This window comes from Amorphoplanes friuliensis DSM 7358, assembly GCF_000494755.1.
In the GTDB taxonomy this organism is placed as follows: domain Bacteria; phylum Actinomycetota; class Actinomycetes; order Mycobacteriales; family Micromonosporaceae; genus Actinoplanes; species Actinoplanes friuliensis.
In genome coordinates this window covers 488,142-503,224 of record NC_022657.1, presented here as the reverse complement: position 1 = coordinate 503,224, position 15,083 = coordinate 488,142, and the positions used below count along the sequence as shown (strand labels likewise).

At 69.9% G+C, this 15,083-nt stretch carries 14 protein-coding genes; 5 read left to right on the top strand and 9 right to left on the bottom strand.

Going from position 1 to position 15,083, the window contains the following annotated elements:
* Positions 1 to 226: 226 nt before the first annotated feature.
* Entirely contained in the window at positions 227 to 1,006 is a 780-nt protein-coding gene (locus AFR_RS02415; RefSeq protein WP_023357704.1) for a COG4315 family predicted lipoprotein, read from the top strand.
* On the opposite strand, the gene AFR_RS02410 is transcribed toward AFR_RS02415, so the two are convergent.
* The 3 genes from AFR_RS02410 to AFR_RS02400 all read right to left on the bottom strand — a co-directional run bounded on the left by AFR_RS02410 (position 1,000) and on the right by AFR_RS02400 (position 4,244).
* Positions 1,000 to 1,905 (bottom strand): DUF1996 domain-containing protein, encoded by a 906-nt coding sequence (locus tag AFR_RS02410; protein WP_023357703.1) that lies wholly within the window; start codon positions 1,903 to 1,905, stop codon positions 1,000 to 1,002. The two genes, AFR_RS02415 and AFR_RS02410, sit on opposite strands and share 7 nt — an antisense overlap.
* Positions 1,906 to 1,965: 60 nt before the next feature.
* The gene (locus AFR_RS46630; protein WP_023357702.1) at positions 1,966 to 3,666 is read right to left on the bottom strand and encodes a LamG domain-containing protein; all 1,701 of its coding nucleotides are present in this window, start codon (positions 3,664 to 3,666) and stop codon (positions 1,966 to 1,968) included.
* Between the two features lie 74 nt (positions 3,667 to 3,740).
* Positions 3,741 to 4,244, bottom strand: a complete 504-nt coding sequence (locus AFR_RS02400; RefSeq protein ID WP_148307853.1) for a hypothetical protein — start codon at positions 4,242 to 4,244, stop codon at positions 3,741 to 3,743.
* A gap of 166 nt (positions 4,245 to 4,410) precedes the next feature.
* Between AFR_RS02400 and AFR_RS02395 the strand changes: the two genes are divergently transcribed.
* The gene (locus AFR_RS02395; RefSeq protein ID WP_023357700.1) at positions 4,411 to 5,970 is read left to right on the top strand and encodes a GGDEF domain-containing protein; all 1,560 of its coding nucleotides are present in this window, start codon (positions 4,411 to 4,413) and stop codon (positions 5,968 to 5,970) included.
* Between the two features lie 107 nt (positions 5,971 to 6,077).
* Positions 6,078 to 6,494 carry a GNAT family N-acetyltransferase gene (locus AFR_RS02390; protein WP_023357699.1) on the top strand — a complete coding sequence of 139 codons (417 nt, stop codon included), beginning with the start codon at positions 6,078 to 6,080 and terminating at the stop codon, positions 6,492 to 6,494.
* On the opposite strand, the gene ygiD is transcribed toward AFR_RS02390, so the two are convergent.
* The 5 genes from ygiD to AFR_RS02365 are packed head-to-tail and all read right to left on the bottom strand — an operon-like array spanning position 6,491 to position 10,011.
* Complete coding sequence (gene ygiD, locus AFR_RS02385; RefSeq protein WP_023357698.1) at positions 6,491 to 7,342, bottom strand: 4,5-DOPA-extradiol-dioxygenase; 852 nt, start codon at positions 7,340 to 7,342, stop codon at positions 6,491 to 6,493. The genes AFR_RS02390 and ygiD overlap by 4 nt on opposite strands.
* Before the next feature lie 17 nt (positions 7,343 to 7,359).
* Positions 7,360 to 7,929 (bottom strand): hypothetical protein, encoded by a 570-nt coding sequence (locus tag AFR_RS02380; protein ID WP_023357697.1) that lies wholly within the window; start codon positions 7,927 to 7,929, stop codon positions 7,360 to 7,362.
* 20 nt (positions 7,930 to 7,949) lie between these two features.
* Positions 7,950 to 9,023, bottom strand: a complete 1,074-nt coding sequence (locus tag AFR_RS02375) for an AAA family ATPase (RefSeq protein ID WP_023357696.1) — start codon at positions 9,021 to 9,023, stop codon at positions 7,950 to 7,952.
* Complete coding sequence (gene pnuC, locus AFR_RS02370) at positions 9,020 to 9,625, bottom strand: nicotinamide riboside transporter PnuC (protein WP_023357695.1); 606 nt, start codon at positions 9,623 to 9,625, stop codon at positions 9,020 to 9,022. The genes AFR_RS02375 and pnuC overlap by 4 nt, the downstream gene beginning before the upstream one ends.
* Before the next feature lie 32 nt (positions 9,626 to 9,657).
* Positions 9,658 to 10,011, bottom strand: a complete 354-nt coding sequence (locus AFR_RS02365; RefSeq protein ID WP_023357694.1) for a hypothetical protein — start codon at positions 10,009 to 10,011, stop codon at positions 9,658 to 9,660.
* Positions 10,012 to 10,166: 155 nt separating this feature from the next.
* Here AFR_RS02365 and AFR_RS02360 point away from each other — a divergent pair, with 155 nt between their 5' ends.
* Positions 10,167 to 11,600 (top strand): glycoside hydrolase family 76 protein, encoded by a 1,434-nt coding sequence (locus AFR_RS02360; protein ID WP_023357693.1) that lies wholly within the window; start codon positions 10,167 to 10,169, stop codon positions 11,598 to 11,600.
* A gap of 71 nt (positions 11,601 to 11,671) precedes the next feature.
* Positions 11,672 to 14,350 (top strand): putative bifunctional diguanylate cyclase/phosphodiesterase, encoded by a 2,679-nt coding sequence (locus tag AFR_RS43285; protein ID WP_023357692.1) that lies wholly within the window; start codon positions 11,672 to 11,674, stop codon positions 14,348 to 14,350.
* Here AFR_RS43285 and AFR_RS02350 read toward each other — a convergent pair.
* Positions 14,313 to 14,921 carry a TetR/AcrR family transcriptional regulator gene (locus AFR_RS02350; RefSeq protein ID WP_041840538.1) on the bottom strand — a complete coding sequence of 203 codons (609 nt, stop codon included), beginning with the start codon at positions 14,919 to 14,921 and terminating at the stop codon, positions 14,313 to 14,315. The genes AFR_RS43285 and AFR_RS02350 overlap by 38 nt on opposite strands.
* Positions 14,922 to 15,083 lie beyond the last annotated feature (162 nt).

The following is a 15,083-nucleotide window of genomic DNA, read 5'->3' as shown; positions in this document are numbered from 1 at the left end:
CGACGTTGGAGTCTCAACCCCGGCATCTCTTCCCCCCGGTGACGGCGGATCTTTCGCCGAGGCTGGCCGGACGGAGCGCGTGCCCGGCCACCCTCGACCCCCGTTTCGTCGGTCTGACTCCACACACACGAGGGGGTGCGGGAATCGGTTCAGATGAATTTTCTCCTGAACCGGATCGGGAAGCGACGCGTGTGGATGGCGTACCGGCTCACTCACAGGGGGAATCATGAAGCGCAGCCGAACCGTCTTCGCCGCAGTGGCACTGACCAGCGCTCTTGGTCTCGCCGCGTGTGCACGCACCGACCTGCCCACCGCCGTCAACTACGTCGCCGCCGACGACGCGCCGGCCGAGCCCACGGCCGACCCGACCGGCGTGCCGGAGCCGGCCATCGACACCGAGAAGCTCGCGGCCGAGGCCGAGGAGCGGGCCGAGGAGCCCGAACCGGAGGCCGCGCCCATTCCCGAGCCGACCGTGGCCAAGACCCAGAAGTGGGTGAAGATCTTCAGTGGAGCGTCCGACGAGGACATCACGCCGCCGAAGAGCATCCGCAAGGGCAGCAAGACCGTCGAGCTCAACACGGCCGAAAACAAGATCATCGGTACCTACGTCACTGACGGCGCCGGCCGCACGCTCTACCGCTTCGACGAGGACTCCAACAAGCCGCCGGAGGCCACCTGCAACGGCGACTGCGCCAAGGCCTGGCCGCCGCTGCTGATCAAGTCACCGGGCAAGATCTTCCCGCAGGGCCTCAACCCCAAGATCCTCGGGTACGTCGAACGCGCCGACGGCACCTGCCAGGTCACGATCAACGGCTGGCCCGTGTACTACTTCGCCAAGGACAAGAAGGCCGGCGACATCAACGGCCAGGGTGTCAAGGGGACCTGGTTCGCGATCGACCCCAAGGGTGGCAAGACCGGAGACCTGCCCGAGTCCGCCGGTGGCACGGGTGGCAACGACAGCGAGACCCCGCCGGAGGACGACGCCCCGACCGGCGACGGCTACTGACAGATCTGCCCGGTGTTCAGGCACCGCACGATCTCGCGCATCAGGGCACCCGGCATCAGATTGACAAAAAACGCGTGATCGGTGAGCGGACTGTGCCGCTGCGCGTGGAAAGCGTCGATCCGGTACCGGGTGCCCTTGCCGATGGCGTACGCGACGACGATCTCGAGGCGCGGCACCGCGAACGTCGAGATCGGACAACCACCGCCGGGCTGGGGGAAGACCAGATGCGCACGGTGATCACTGCTGTCGGTGCGGCGGCCGTCCCAGCAGCTCGGGAAGTCGAAGACCCGCAGCACCCGTTCACCACCGGGGCAGATCGGATAGCGGGTCGTACGCCGGTCCGGGCTTCCGGAGCAGCTCCAGACGGGTTCGGCGCGGGCACCACCGTTGGTGAAGGCGTACGCGTCACCGACCGCACCCCGCAGCAGCCGGGGCATCTCGACCACCGGACTGCGGACGTTGCCGTAGTAGGTCAGCGTCAGCGACACGGGCACCTGCACCGCCCCGCCGGCAAGACGCAGCACCGGCCAGTAATAGGTCGACCGATCACCGTTCGCGCAGCTGGTGTTGCCTTCAGCCAGCGACTTCACCGTCGAGCCGACGTCGACCGAGAGGTTGCCGACATAGTCGTGCACGTGGTGCGCCGGGCCGGCCTTCCCCGGTGTCACCACGACGTTGGCGGTGTTGCGGTGACCGCGCTCGTTGCGACCACAGTCCCAGGTGAAGGACCCGGTGCCGGCCACCGCAGGTCGCGCGGTCACGTCGGCGATGTTGACGTAATCCGGCCCGAGGGGATCGTGCCGCAGCACACCGGCGCCGATGGCCACACCGGCGAGCAGCAGTTCGATCGCCAGGGCCCACGACAGGGCTCTGCGCCGGCCACCCGCGGCATACGCCATAAATTCACCATACGCACATACGCGGTTGCTCAGGGTGGCGCAAACAGGACAGTTGCGGTCCTAGGTGCCGCGGCCGGCGCGGTAGTGGTCCGTGATCGTCGCCGGGGACAGCACCTGGCTGTAGACGGCGACCTCGTCGAGTGATCCACCGAAGAAGTAGGCGCCGGTGGCCGACCCGACCGTGAAGCCCGAGCCGTCCACAGTGGTGTCCAGCGTGGCGGTCAGCGGTGTCAGGCCGGTGCCGTCGAGGTAGACCCGCAGCACACCGCCGTCGTAGGTGACAACCACGTGATGCCAGACGTTGTCGCTGGTCGGGTAGGGCAGCGTGAAGTCGCGGTCCAGGGCGAAACCCCAGACCCGGAGGTTGTTCGCCGACGTCAGCCGGGCCGCGAAGAGCTTGGCGGCACTCGCCGACCCGTAGGAGAACAGCGCCGCGTCGGTCGTACCGCTGCGTTTGAACCAGATCTCGACCGACCGGGAGGCCGCGCCGACCGGCAGGCCCGTCGCCGGCGCCACCCGCATCGCACCGGTGGAGCCGTTGAGGACAACCGCGGCGTTCAGGTCACCGGCCAGGGCACCCGGCTCGTTCTGGACGACCGAGCCGAGATAGGCGCCGGAGTTGGCACCCGCGCTGTCGGACGCGGCCGAGCCGGAGTTCCGGAAGACCCTGAAGTTGTCGGCGTGCAGCCCCGTGCTGTCCGAGACGGCGGCGTTGACACCGTTCTCGCCCAGCTGCAGCCCGGCACGACCGGTCGCGGCCAGGGTCGCATCGGTGGCCGTGGCCACCACCATCCCGTCGATCGACAGCGTCAGGGTGGTGCCGGCCAGATCCAGCCGGACCCGGTACGTCTGACCGGCGCTGAGTGTCGCACCCGCGGAAGCGAGACTGGTGTTCGTGCCGCCGGCTGTCCGGTACAGGTGCCAGGACTGGTCGGACATCCGGTACCGCGCGGAGTAGTAACTGCTGGTCGACGTGTTGAGCCGGCCCACCACACCGATCGAGTCGCCGGCAACGAGCGTCGCGGCGTACACGTCGGCCTCGACGGTGTAGTCGGCGCTTGCCGGCGCCGTACCGGAGTGGACCAGCGACCAGCCCGGGACGCTGCGGCGGACACGGTTCGCGGCGGAGAGCACCGGGTCGGTGCCGGCGAAGGTCGTCCAGCTCGTCGCGACCGTACCGGTGTGGGCGGGCAGGGCGGTTGCGGGCGTACCGGTGAAGTTGTCCGCCACATCGGGATCCGCGCCCAGCCGCCAGTAGCTGACCAGCCCGGACGTGTTCCGGACCGCGGCGTAGGCATCGCGGTCGGTGGCCAGGTAGACGGAGAAGGTGGCGCCCTGGCAGGCGTTGGCGGCGGCGGTCGTCATGGTCAGCGCCCCGGCGAGCTGCAGGCTGAGTGCGCCGTTGGCCGGGATGGTCCAGCCGTCACCGCCGTTGCTCTGGGTCGCGAAGGCGAGCGACGCGACACCGCAGGCGGCATGGCCGGCGTCAACGGCAAACCCGCCGGTGCCCTGGGCGGTGTCGAGGGCCAGACGGCCGACTCTGACCGCGTACGGGTTGGGGTTGGTGACGGTGACCGCGACATCCGCGCTGCCGCCGGGGTAGAGACGCGTGGTGGGCGTGCCGGGGGTGAGCGTGAGCGGTGCGGCGGTTCCGGTCTGCGCCGAGCCGGAGCCCGTCCCCATCGTGCCCCAGTAGCCGTAGGCAGCGCCGGAGGCGAGCAGCGACAGCACGGCACCCGCGATCATGGCGCGCTTCACCACCGGCCTCCTTCCTTGATCATCTACAGCGACGGGTACGGCGGCAGCACGCCCGAGGCGTGCTGCCGCCGACCGCGTCAGGCTGCGGTGAGGTTGAGGCTCAGAGTGACGTTCTTGCAGCCGTTCTGGTTGTAGTTCGTGTTTTTCATGGCGATCGTCGCGTTTTTTGTCGTGAAGAAGGTGTCGCCGGGGTCGAGGTCGGTGTCGAGCGCGTCGGGCTGACGGATGTCGAAGTCAGCAGCCGAGCAGCCCACGGCGGTCAGGCTCGTCACGTTGCTGATGATGCTCCCGACCTGAATATCGACGCTGGAGATGTACTGCTTCGTCGACTTCGGGTTATTGATCTTGAAGTTGATGGCCTGCGCCGCCCCTCCGGGCACCAGACCGGTCACGGTGCTGGTCTGCGACACGGTGACAACATCGGAGGTGCCCGACGTACCGGAACCGGTACCCGTGCCGGACGTGGTCCAGTACGCGAAGGCGGTGCCGGCGACGAACACGCCCGCAACGGTCGGTACGAGGACGATGGCCGCCCGCCGACGACTCCTGCGACGCTCCTTGGCACTGCTCTTCGTAGCCATCCACCACTCCATTCCCCTGATCCGATGTGCGGCCGTCCCGCCGTCGTTCACCTGCACTTTCGGACGGCGTACGGGGCATCTTCGTAAAAACTCCAACTATCTGGAAAAGTCCGGCCATCCGGACGCGGCCATTTACTTGAGAAGTAAACGGCTGATACTTGGGGTCATGGCGGACTGGATCTCGCGGGGCGACCGGCTGCCCGTGCCCGTGACCGCGTACGGTCCGCTGCACCTGCTCGCCCGGCAGGTGCACCGGCTCGCCAACACCGGGCAGCCCCACGAGGCGATCACGGCGGCCGATGCGTTCCTGGTCATCGCCCGTACCGTCCGCGACGAGAAGACGATCCGCCTCCTCACCCAGGGCAAGATGTACGCCCTCCTGGCCATGGGCCGGTACGTCGAGGCGACGATGCTGGGCGAGGAACTCCTGCGCACCGCGGGATCGCTGCTCAACGAGGCCAAGACCCTCTGCGACCTCGCCCAGCTCCACCTGCTGCGCGGCCACTACGTCGACTGCATGCGCAACCTCGCCCGCGCCGGCGTACTGCTGAACGCCGGACCCGCGGGCACCGACCGGCACCGGTCCGCGATGTGCTCGTTCGCCGAAGCCGCCACCGTCGCCGAGATGTACGAGACCGCGGCGATCGCGTACGACCAGCTCTGCGCGGACGACTCCCCGAACCGCTCGACGTCGTTCGACCTGGTCCACGCGGTGACACTGCTCTACTGGGGTCTGCGCCTGGCCCACGTCGGCCGCTCCGAGGAGTCCCGCAGCCGCCTGCGCCGCAGCGCCGAGATCACCCGCAGCCGCCTCGACGACCAGCCCGACCTGCAGGTCATGGCCGTGCACGCCCTGGCCCTGGCCAAACTCGGCGAGACGACGGTCGCCGAAAAACTGGCCCGGGAAGCGGTGCTGCCGCTGCGCACCGGCGAGACCTACCAGTACGCCCGGATGGCCCACCTGGCCCTCGGCATCAGCCTGCGCGCCCACGGCCTGCTCCACGAGGCCCGCCGCGAGTTCATCGCCGCCCGCGACCTGAGCGAACACGGCTGCCGGCCCGACGAACGCCCGATCATCCGCTTCGAACTGGCACTGACCGCCCTGGAACTCGACAACGGCCAGTCCAGCCGCGACCTCTTCGAAACGGTCGAGGGACAGGTGCGCGAGCTGTGGCGCCTGCGACTCCAGCGCCTGGCGATGCTCCGCCAGGCCGGCCAGCGCGAGGAAGCCGAAGCCGCCCGCGCCCGGGCCGAACACGAGGTCATGCTCGACCCGCTGACCGGCCTCGGCAACCGCCGCAAGTTCGACCTGCTCCTCGACACCGTGGACGCCGGACGCGACCGCGGGCCCCTGACACTGCTCCTGATCGACGTCGACCACTTCAAGGCCGTCAACGACGCGTACTCCCACAGCGCCGGCGACCGCGCCCTCCGCGAAGTCGCCACGATCCTGCGCGCCCACTGCCGCACCGGCGACGAAGCGGTCCGCTACGCCGGCGACGAGTTCGTGGTCTTCCTCCGCGGCGACAGCACAGCCGGCCGCGACGTCGCCGAACGCATCCGCACGGCCGTCGCCGCAGCCACGATCCTCCCCGAGGCCCGCCTCACCGTCAGCATCGGCGTCGCCACCTGGTCCCCTGCCCTCACCGGCGACGCCCTCTTCCGAGCCGCCGACGACCGCCTCTACGCCGCCAAATGGAGCGGCCGCAACACCACGGCCGCATGAGGGAAAGCCGAGCAGTGCCGCAGCGCGTACGGGTTGTGCAGTTGGGTGGGGCGGTTTTTGCGGCGTTGGCGCGGGGGGATCTGGCGGGGGCCGAGGCGGTGAGTCCGGTGCGGCTGTCTGCGTTTCTGGCCGGGCCGGAGTGCCACGGCGTGTGGACGCGGCGCCTCGGTCAGGTGCAGCTGGATCCGGCCGAGGCGGCCTGGGTCACCGGCGTGATCTGGGACGTGGACAGGGAGATCGCCGTGGGGCGGGCCGGTTTTCACGCGAAGCCGGATGCGAGCGGCCTGGTGGAGATCGGCTACGCGGTTGATCCCGGGCAGAGACGCCAGGGTTACGCGCGGGCCGCTCTGGAGGTGCTGCTGGCCCGGGCGGTGGCTGAGCCGGAGGTGCGGCGTGTCCGCGTGAGCATCCGGCCGGACAACATCGCGTCCTTCAACCTGGCGATGCAGTACGGCTTCACGAAGGTCGGCGAGCAGTGGGACGACGAGGACGGCCTGGAGATCTGCTACGAGGTGGCGGCTTAGATGTTGACGCCGTCGGCGGGCAGCCCGTCCGGGATCGCCGCAGCGCTGCCACCCGTGGTCTGCGCGGCGGCGGGCATCCCGAGGGTGTACGCCGTCATCGACAGGCTGCCGTAGGCGTACCCGTCGACCAGCACGTCCGCGCCTTCGTGGCTTGCTCCGGCCAGGCCGGCCAGGTAGAGCAGCGGCAGGAAGTGGTCCGGGGTCGGGACGGCGTGCCGGAAGTCGCGGTGGGCGTCGAGGCGGGCGGCGTTCAGCGGGTCGTCGAGCATCGTCTCCTTGGCGTCGGAGTCGAAGCGCTGGGCCCAGTCGAAGCCGTCGTCGGGCATGTTCCTGTTCACGCCGCCGAGGTTGTGGACGACGTTGCCGCTGCCGAGGATCAGGACGCCGGAGTCCCGCAGCGGGGCGAGCTTGGCGCCGAGCTCGAGGTGGTAGTCGAAGCCCTTGTCGGCGTTGATGGAGAGCTGGGTGACCGGGATGTCGGCGTCCGGGAACGCGTGCACCAGCACCGACCAGGTGCCGTGGTCGATGCCCCACGAGTCGATGTCGGCGCCGACCCAGGTCGGCTTGACGATGTCGCTGACCTCCTCGGCCAGCGCCGGCAGGCCCGGCGCCGGATAGTCGACGTCGAAGAGCTGCTGCGGGAAGCCGAAGAAGTCGTGGATCGTGCGCGGTCGCGGCATCGCCGTGACGGCGGTGGCGTTGATGTACCAGTGGGCCGACACCACGAGGATCGCCCGCGGCCGGGGCACCGAGGCGCCGAAGGACCGCCACGCGCTCGTGTAGCGGTTGGTCTCGAGCGCGTTCATCGGGTTGCCGTGGCCGATGAACGCGGCGGGCATCGTGGTCATGGTTGCAGCTTAAACCTTCACAGCGGGTAGACCACCCCGGAGCGACCGCTGTACGGATGGCGCGTCCCGTCCAGCTCGTGGCCGGTGTTCGGCGCGTCGAGCCAGACGATGTAGGGCGTGCCCTTCTTGAGCCCGCTGATCGTGGCGGTGACCGTGCAGCCGGAACCGGCCGCGACGGCCTGCCACGGGTAGTCGGGCTGTTTGCCGAAGATCAGCGGCTGCTTCACCGCGGTGATCCGGTAGTCGGAGTTGTACTGCCGGGGCCAGGTCACGGTCAGCTTGCCCGCACCGGGCACGACCTCGAGCGGGATGAGCGGCTTGGCCACGGTCCAGTCCTTGGCGCAGCCCGGGTCGACAGGCAGGAATTTCACCGGCGGCAGCACCGGCGGTCGTGATTTGCCGGGCGACGGCACCGGGCTGGGGGTGGCGCTGCCGTTGGCGACGACCAGCCAGTTGTCGCCGGACTCCGGCGTCGCGCTCGCGGACGAGCCGGGTGTGCCGGTCGCCGAGTCGAGTCCGAGCATGCTGCAGCCGCCGAGCGCGACCGGCAGGGCGAGCAGCGGGAGCAGGAGCTTCATGAGCCGCATGCACCCTCCTTCGGCCCCGATCAGGAATGGCTTAGGGGAGGCGCAAAAGACCACCCCGACGCGAGCACCTCGTCACAGGCGGCCACCGCGGCGCGCAGCCGGTCCCCATAACTCCCGGTCAAAACCCGCCACGGTACGCCCTGAGCAGCCAGAACCTCACGGAAGCGCCCGGTCATCCAGGCCCGCACGGCCTCACCGTCGCGCAACCCGTCGTCGACGAACGGCACCTGCTCGTGATCGGTGAGGAGGTAGAGGGACGGCGGGCGCACCCGCTCGCGGACGGCGGCGGAGCCACTGCCGAGGTAGCGCTCCTCCCAGATGGTCGTGGCCAGCGCGTCCGTGTCGCCGATGACGAGGGGTGAGCTCTCGCGGGCCGCCCAGTCCTCCGCTGCGCTCTGCTCGTCGGCCACCGTCATGAAGTCGTCCCTGCCCCAGACCACCTCGTCGACCGTGGCCTCCGGGCGGGACCGCCGCAGCGCGTCGAGCTTGCGGACCGTCAGCTCGCGTCCGAACTCCGGCACCCAGCGCGTCTGCGCCCAGACGCCGCCCCTGGTGCGGTAGTGCCGGGCCAGGGCGCGGGCCATCGTGGTGGTCCCGGACGACTCGGCGCCGACAACGATGACGCGGCGGCACAGCCAGCTCCGCACGCCCGGCCCGAGCAGGTCCCAGTGAGCGACCGGATCGGCGCGCACCGCCGTACCGGAGACGGGGACCTTGATCCGGTCGAGGTCGACGGTGACCGCCTCCGCGCTGAACCGCCGGGCCAGTTCCTCGCCGTAGGCCTCCGAGGAGAAGACGGCGTCGACCGGGCCAGGGCCGGCCGCGGCCCGGAAGACGGCCACGTGGAGGTCCCAGACTGCAGGATCGGCGTAGTCGACGGGATGGTCGTCGTGCACACCGACGAAGCGGACGTTGGCCGTGTGTGTCTCGCGCAACCAGGCGAGCCGCAGGTCGAGCGGCACCGACTCGTGTGAGGAGGGCGCCACGACGACGGTGACCCGCTCGCAGGCCGCGGCCGCCGCGTCGATCAGCGCGTGGTGCCCGGCGTGCGGCGGATAGAACTTGCCGACGATCAGCCCGTGACCCCAGGTCATGCGCGCTCCGCGGCTCGCCAGGCCCGCAGGCCCAGGATGCACAGGATGAGGAAGGCGACGTAGAGGATCGCCGTCAGCCAGAGGTCCTTGTATCCGTAGAGCGGGATGTAGATCAGGTCGGCGGCGATCCACAGCCACCAGCTCTCGACCAGCTTGCGGGTCTGGCCGTAGGTCGCCAGCAACGACAGCGCGGTGGTGACCGCGTCGGCGAGCGGGACCGTCGAACCGGTGAAACGGTCGAGGAAGAACCACATCACGCCGGTCAGCAGCACACCGGCGACCGCCAGCAGCAGCCACTCGTGACGGGTCGTGCTGCGGACCACCAGGCGGGTGTGGCGCGCGCCGCCGTAGAGCCAGGCCCACCAGCCGTAGAAGCCCAGGATCACGTAGACGATCTGCAGGCCGGCGTCGGCATAGAGGCCCGCGGACCAGAAGACGAGCATCAGCAGCAGGACGTTGAGGATGCCGACTGGCCAGTTGAGGATGTGCTGACGCACCAGCAGACCCACGTTGACCAGGCCGGTCGCGAAGCCGAGCACCTCGGCCCAGGTGGTGCCCACGCCGAACGTGGTGAAGGCGACGCTGGAGAGCCAATCGATCACGCGGTCAGCATGGCATCAACCACCGACATTTCTCAGGCCCGGAAGAGCTGGTGTCCGGCCATCTCGAGGACGTCCTCGGCGACCGCCACCGCCGTACGCAGGCCGGAGACGTCACGCAGCACCAGGCCGGCGCCGTCGGGCCGGTAGGTGCCCTTGGCGCCGCGGTCCCGTCCCTCGACGCGGCCCTCGAACGACCAGTCCGCGGACAGGCGCAGCCGGACGGTGTGGTCGGGGTTGAGCCACTCCCCGATCAGCAGTGGCAGCTCGTCCGGGGTGATCGGCGTGGTGGCACCCTCGGTGATCCGTTCGGTGGGCACACCGCCGAGGGCCAGGGCGAGCAGCGGGGCCGCGCCGAAGATGGTCGCGTCTACGCGAGGTGATCGCATCGGTGTGCTCCGGGGGGACGGTGCGGGTGGGGGCCCCTAACTTCGGCAGGCCTGACGCGCGGCTTAAGAATTCACATCAGGCATTGACTGTTAACAATCTGCGTACTTTATTAACAGATAGCCCATGTGCACCCACCGGCACGGAGGTATCCCCCATGCGCCACAAGTGGATCGCGGCTCTCACGGTCGCCGCCACCGTCCTCCTCCAGGTCCAGACCAGCTCGGCGGCCCAGGCAGCCACCATCTGCAACCGCTACTGCGACGGCCGCGACCCCGCCCTGTCCCCCGGCGACCGGGTCGCGACGACCAGCACCCTGCACGGCCGCTCCTTCAAGGTCCACATCAACGACACCGACGCGATGATCTGGGCCACCGTCGAGAACGGTCAGGCCGGCGACCAAGTCTGGCTCGACCGCTCCTTCGACGGCGGCCGCACGTGGTCGGGCGACAGCCGGCTCGGCGACACCACGGTCCCCGCGGGTGCCGGCGGCTGGCGTACCAGCATGTTCAACGTCGACAACTGGGGCTCCCGCGGTGTCGGCGTGCTCCGCGCCTGCGGCAAGGCGAGCGACCGGCCCGAGCTCACCTGCACCGGCTGGGCCCGCAGCAACTGGAACGCCGCGGACCGGCGCACGGCCGCGGCCACCGCCCTGATGATGCGCTTCGACCAGGGCACCGGCCTCTTCGACACCAACGGCTGGTGGACGGGGGCGAACGCCCTCACCGCGCTGATCGACAACAGCCGGATCACCGGGATGCACAGTTACGACTACGCGATCGCCACCACGTACGACAAGCAGATCAACGCGCGGCAGGGGCAGTTCCGCAACGAGTACCTCGACGACACCGGCTGGTGGGGACTCGCGTGGGTGGCCGCGTACGACCGGACGGGCGACAGCCGCTACCTGAGCACCGCCCGTGCGGACGCCGACCACATGTTCAGCTACTGGGACACGCGCTGCGGCGGTGGCATCTACTGGCGCACCGACCGCACGGTCAAGAACGCCATCGCGAACAGCCTCTACATCCAGCTCAACGCGGCCCTGTCCCAGCGCATCGGCGGTGACAGCGTTTATCGCGGGCGCGCGCAGGCGGGCTGGAGCTGGTTCCAGAGCACCGGAATGATCAACAGCTCGAACCTGGTCAACGACGGTGTCAACCTCAGCACCTGCCGCAACAACGGTGACGTCACCTGGACCTACAACCAGGGTGTGCTGATCAACGCCCTGGTGCAGCTCAACCGGCTGACGGGCGACGCCAACGCGCTGACCGTGGCCCGCCGGATCGGCGACGCGGCCACCACGAGCACCTATCTCAACAACAACGGCATCCTGCGCGAGCCCAACGAACCGGACCAGTGCAGCGGTGACGGCGTCTCGTTCAAGGGCCCGTTCGTCCGCGGGCTGGGCGTCCTCAACGCTGCTGTGGGCCGGCCCTACGATGCCTACCTGCGGCGACAGGCCGATTCCGCGTACGCGAAGAACCGCACGAGCTTCGACGCGTACGGCAGCCACTGGGCCGGTCCGTACGTCAGCACGAACCATTCCTGCCAGCACAGCGTGCTCGACCTCTTGAACGCGGCTCCGTAGTCCGGAATGCTCATCCGGCTCCCGCCGGAACCGATCGTGCGGGTAACGGCGCCCCGCACGAGAGGAGAACCATGGACCACGCACCACGCACTTCGGCGTGGGACCGGCGGCTGCTCCTGATCTCCGGATCATTGGCAGTCGCCGGGACCGTGTGGTTCACCGTCGTCTACGCGTTCGGGGAGATCGGTCCGACGATCCTGGGCTGGGCGATGATGCCGGTCAGCGCCGCGGTGGCGACCGTGGTGTGCCGGCGCAGCAGCACCGACCCGAGCCTCACCGACGCCGCACGCCTCTTCTGGCGGCGGTTCGGTTTTGCGTTCGCCGTCCTGACCGCCGCGATGACCTCGCACGTCATCGACTCGATCGGTCCGGGGCTCGCCATGTCGACCCGGGTCGGCGCGGTCACCGGGCTGCTGCACGCGGCGTTCCTGCTGCTGCTCTCGTGGCCGCTCTTCGGGTTGCCGCTGGGTGCGCGTACGCGGGGCCAGCTGGTGACCACGGGCCTGGACGTGGGCATCCTGGTCTCGGGCGCGGCGGTCTTCTTCTGGCACTTCTCCGCGCAACGGCTCTTCGAGGGCTCGGCAGCCGGCACGGTCTCGATCGTCGCCAGCGTCAGCTTCGTGATCACGGGCCTGGTCACCATGCTCGCCATCGCCAAGGTCGCCGCCACCGGCGCCACGTCGCTCGGGCACCGCTCGATGTGGGCCCTGGGCTCCTCGCTGGTCGCCACCGGTCTGGTCACCGCTCTGACACCGCTGCTGGCGACCCGGCCCCACCTCGACATCACGCTGCTCGGCGTCCCCGTCGCGGCGTTCCTGGTCGCGTTCGGTGCGGCCGGGACGCGGGCTCACGGCCTGCCGCCGGCCCCGAACCGCCGCCGGACCTCCCCGCTGCCGTACGTGATGGCCGCCGCGACCAACGCGCTGCTGATCTACGTCGTCGCGGTCGACAGCAGCGACCGCCTGCCGGTGACCGTCGTGGCGGTGCTGCTGACGGGCCTGGTGATCATCCGTCAGCTCATCGCCCTGCGCGACAACGACAACCTGGTCACCCGGCTCGAGCACCGGGAAGAGCGCTTCCGCCTGCTGGTCCAGAACTCGACCGACGTCGTGACGATCACCGCGCCCAACGGCCGGATCCACTACATCAGCCCGGCCGTGCGGCGGGTCCTCGGCTCGGAGCCGGAGCCGATGGCCGGCACCAACATCGCGCACCGGGTGCACCCCGACGACCGCGAAGTCGTCGCGACCAACGTCGCGCACGTGATCAGCCGGCCCGGCAACTCCGCCACCTACCAGGCCCGGATGTCCCACGCCGACGGCTCGTGGCGGACGCTGGAGATCATCAGCGTGAACCTGACCGACGTGCCGAGTGTGGCCGGTGTGGTCAGCAACTCGCGGGACGTGACGGAGACCGTCCAGGCGCACGAGCGGCTCAGCTACGAGGCCACGCACGACGTGCTGACCGGGCTGGCCAACCGCGCACTCTTCGGCGACCGGGTCCAGGCCGGCGTGGCCAACGCGGGCCCCGGCAACACGATCAGCATCGTGCTGATCGACCTCGACGACTTCAAGACCGTCAACGACACCCTCGGCCACTCGGTCGGCGACGGGCTGCTCGTCGCCGTGGCCGACCGGATGCGCGCCAGCGTGCGCCCGACCGACATCGTGGCGCGCCTCGGCGGCGACGAGTTCGCCATCCTCTTCGAGGGGGTCGGTGGCGACACCGTCGACCGTGTGCTCGAACGCATCGCCGACGCGCTCGCCGTGCCGGTGGAGATCGACGGCCACCTGCTCGGCGTGCGTGCCAGCTTCGGGGTGGTCGACGGTCAGGCCGGTGACGACGACGCGGGTGACCTGCTGCGCCGGGCCGACATCGCCATGTACGAGGCCAAGGAACGCGGCGAGGGCGGCTACCAGCGGTACAGGCCCGGCATGGAGGCGCGCGGCGCCGAGCGCAACCGGCTCACCGCCGCTCTGCTGGCCGCGCTCGACCAGGACGAGCTGGTCCTGCGCTACCAGCCGGTGGTGACGCTGCCCGAGGGCCGGCTCACCGGTGTCGAGGCCCTGGTCCGCTGGCAGCACCCGGAGCGCGGGCTGCTCGGCCCGGGCGAGTTCATCCCGGGCGCGGAGGAGACCGGCCTGATCGTGCCGCTCGGCCGCTGGGTTCTGCGCGAGGCCTGCCGTCAGGCCACCGCGTGGATCGACGACCTGGGCGACCTGGCGCCGGGCACCATGTCGGTGAACGCGTCCGCCCGGCAGCTGCAGGAGCCCGGCTTCGCCGCCGAGGTGGCGGCCGCGCTGCGCGACTCCGGGCTGGCCGCGGGCCGTCTGACGATCGAGATCACCGAGTCCACGGCCGTGGGCGGCGGCGCGACGCAGGACAACCTGCGCGGGCTGCGGGCGCTGGGCGTACGCCTGTCGCTCGACGACTTCGGCACCGGCGCGTCGACGCTCAGCCTGCTGGCGAACTGCCCGGTGGACCAGATCAAGCTGGACCGGTCGTTCGCGCCCGGCCCGGGACCCGACGCCATCGCCGGCGCCGTGCTGCAGCTGGCCCGGGCCCTGGGGGTCGAAGCGGTGGCCGAGGGTGTCGAGACGCCGGCCCAGGCCGCGAAGCTGGGAGATCTCGGTTACGTCCGGGCGCAGGGTTTCCACTTCGCCCGGCCGATGACGCCGGAGGACGTGGGCGCGGGTATCCGCGCCCGGCAGGTCACTGAGCTGGCCGGCTCGTTTTCAGCGCGGCCATGACGGCGGTGCTGAGGTTCTCGAGGTAGTCGTCGTCGATCGGGGTCCGTGAGACCGCGAGCCGCCAGTACAGCGGGCCGAGCATCAGATCGACGGCAAGATTGGCGTCGGTGCCGGCCGGAAGCTCACCGCGTGTGACTGCCTGACCGACAATCTGGTCACCCACCGCCTGCTGGTGGGTGCGGAGTGCCCGCTGGAGAGTTTCGGCGATCTTCGGATTGCGCGCGGCCTCGGCCATCAGGTCCGGGATGATCTGCGAGGCGATCCGGTGCTGGAGCGCCTTGCTGACGATGAACATCATCAGTTGCAGGTCGCCCGCGAAGCTACCGGTGTCGGGCATGGGCACGCTACGCTCTGCAACGGCGGACACGATCTCGAGCACCATCTCGAGTTTGTTGCTCCACCGGCGGTAGATTGCGGTCTTGCCGACACCCGCCCGGCGGGCGACCGCCTCGATGGAGAGCCGGCCGTAACCGACTTCGGCCAGTTCGTGCATGACCGCATTCCGGATGGCCGCGGTGATGTCCCCGCGGAGCACCGCCGCTCCGGCGGGTGCACGTTTCGCTGTTGCCACGGGGTCACTATACGCGAGGACGCAACGGTTGCGTTCTGGCGCTCATTCGGATAGTTTCGGGCCCAGCGTCGATACGATCCCGTTCCATCGGCGCACACTTGTCAGTGTGTTCCCGGACGATGCACCGAGGTCTTCGACCCCCACCGGACCGACCAGATCGGA

Coding starts and splice junctions, on each gene's coding strand:
- AFR_RS02375 (WP_023357696.1), bottom strand. CDS start 9,023: ATGACCTGGGGTCACGGGCTGATCGTCGGCAAGTTCTATCCGCCGCAC.
- AFR_RS02365 (WP_023357694.1), bottom strand. CDS start 10,011: ATGCGATCACCTCGCGTAGACGCGACCATCTTCGGCGCGGCCCCGCTG.
- AFR_RS02410 (WP_023357703.1), bottom strand. CDS start 1,905: ATGGCGTATGCCGCGGGTGGCCGGCGCAGAGCCCTGTCGTGGGCCCTG.
- AFR_RS02395 (WP_023357700.1), top strand. CDS start 4,411: ATGGCGGACTGGATCTCGCGGGGCGACCGGCTGCCCGTGCCCGTGACC.
- ygiD (WP_023357698.1), bottom strand. CDS start 7,342: ATGACCACGATGCCCGCCGCGTTCATCGGCCACGGCAACCCGATGAAC.
- AFR_RS02415 (WP_023357704.1), top strand. CDS start 227: ATGAAGCGCAGCCGAACCGTCTTCGCCGCAGTGGCACTGACCAGCGCT.
- AFR_RS02400 (WP_148307853.1), bottom strand. CDS start 4,244: ATGGCTACGAAGAGCAGTGCCAAGGAGCGTCGCAGGAGTCGTCGGCGG.
- AFR_RS02360 (WP_023357693.1), top strand. CDS start 10,167: ATGCGCCACAAGTGGATCGCGGCTCTCACGGTCGCCGCCACCGTCCTC.
- AFR_RS43285 (WP_023357692.1), top strand. CDS start 11,672: ATGGACCACGCACCACGCACTTCGGCGTGGGACCGGCGGCTGCTCCTG.
- AFR_RS02380 (WP_023357697.1), bottom strand. CDS start 7,929: ATGCGGCTCATGAAGCTCCTGCTCCCGCTGCTCGCCCTGCCGGTCGCG.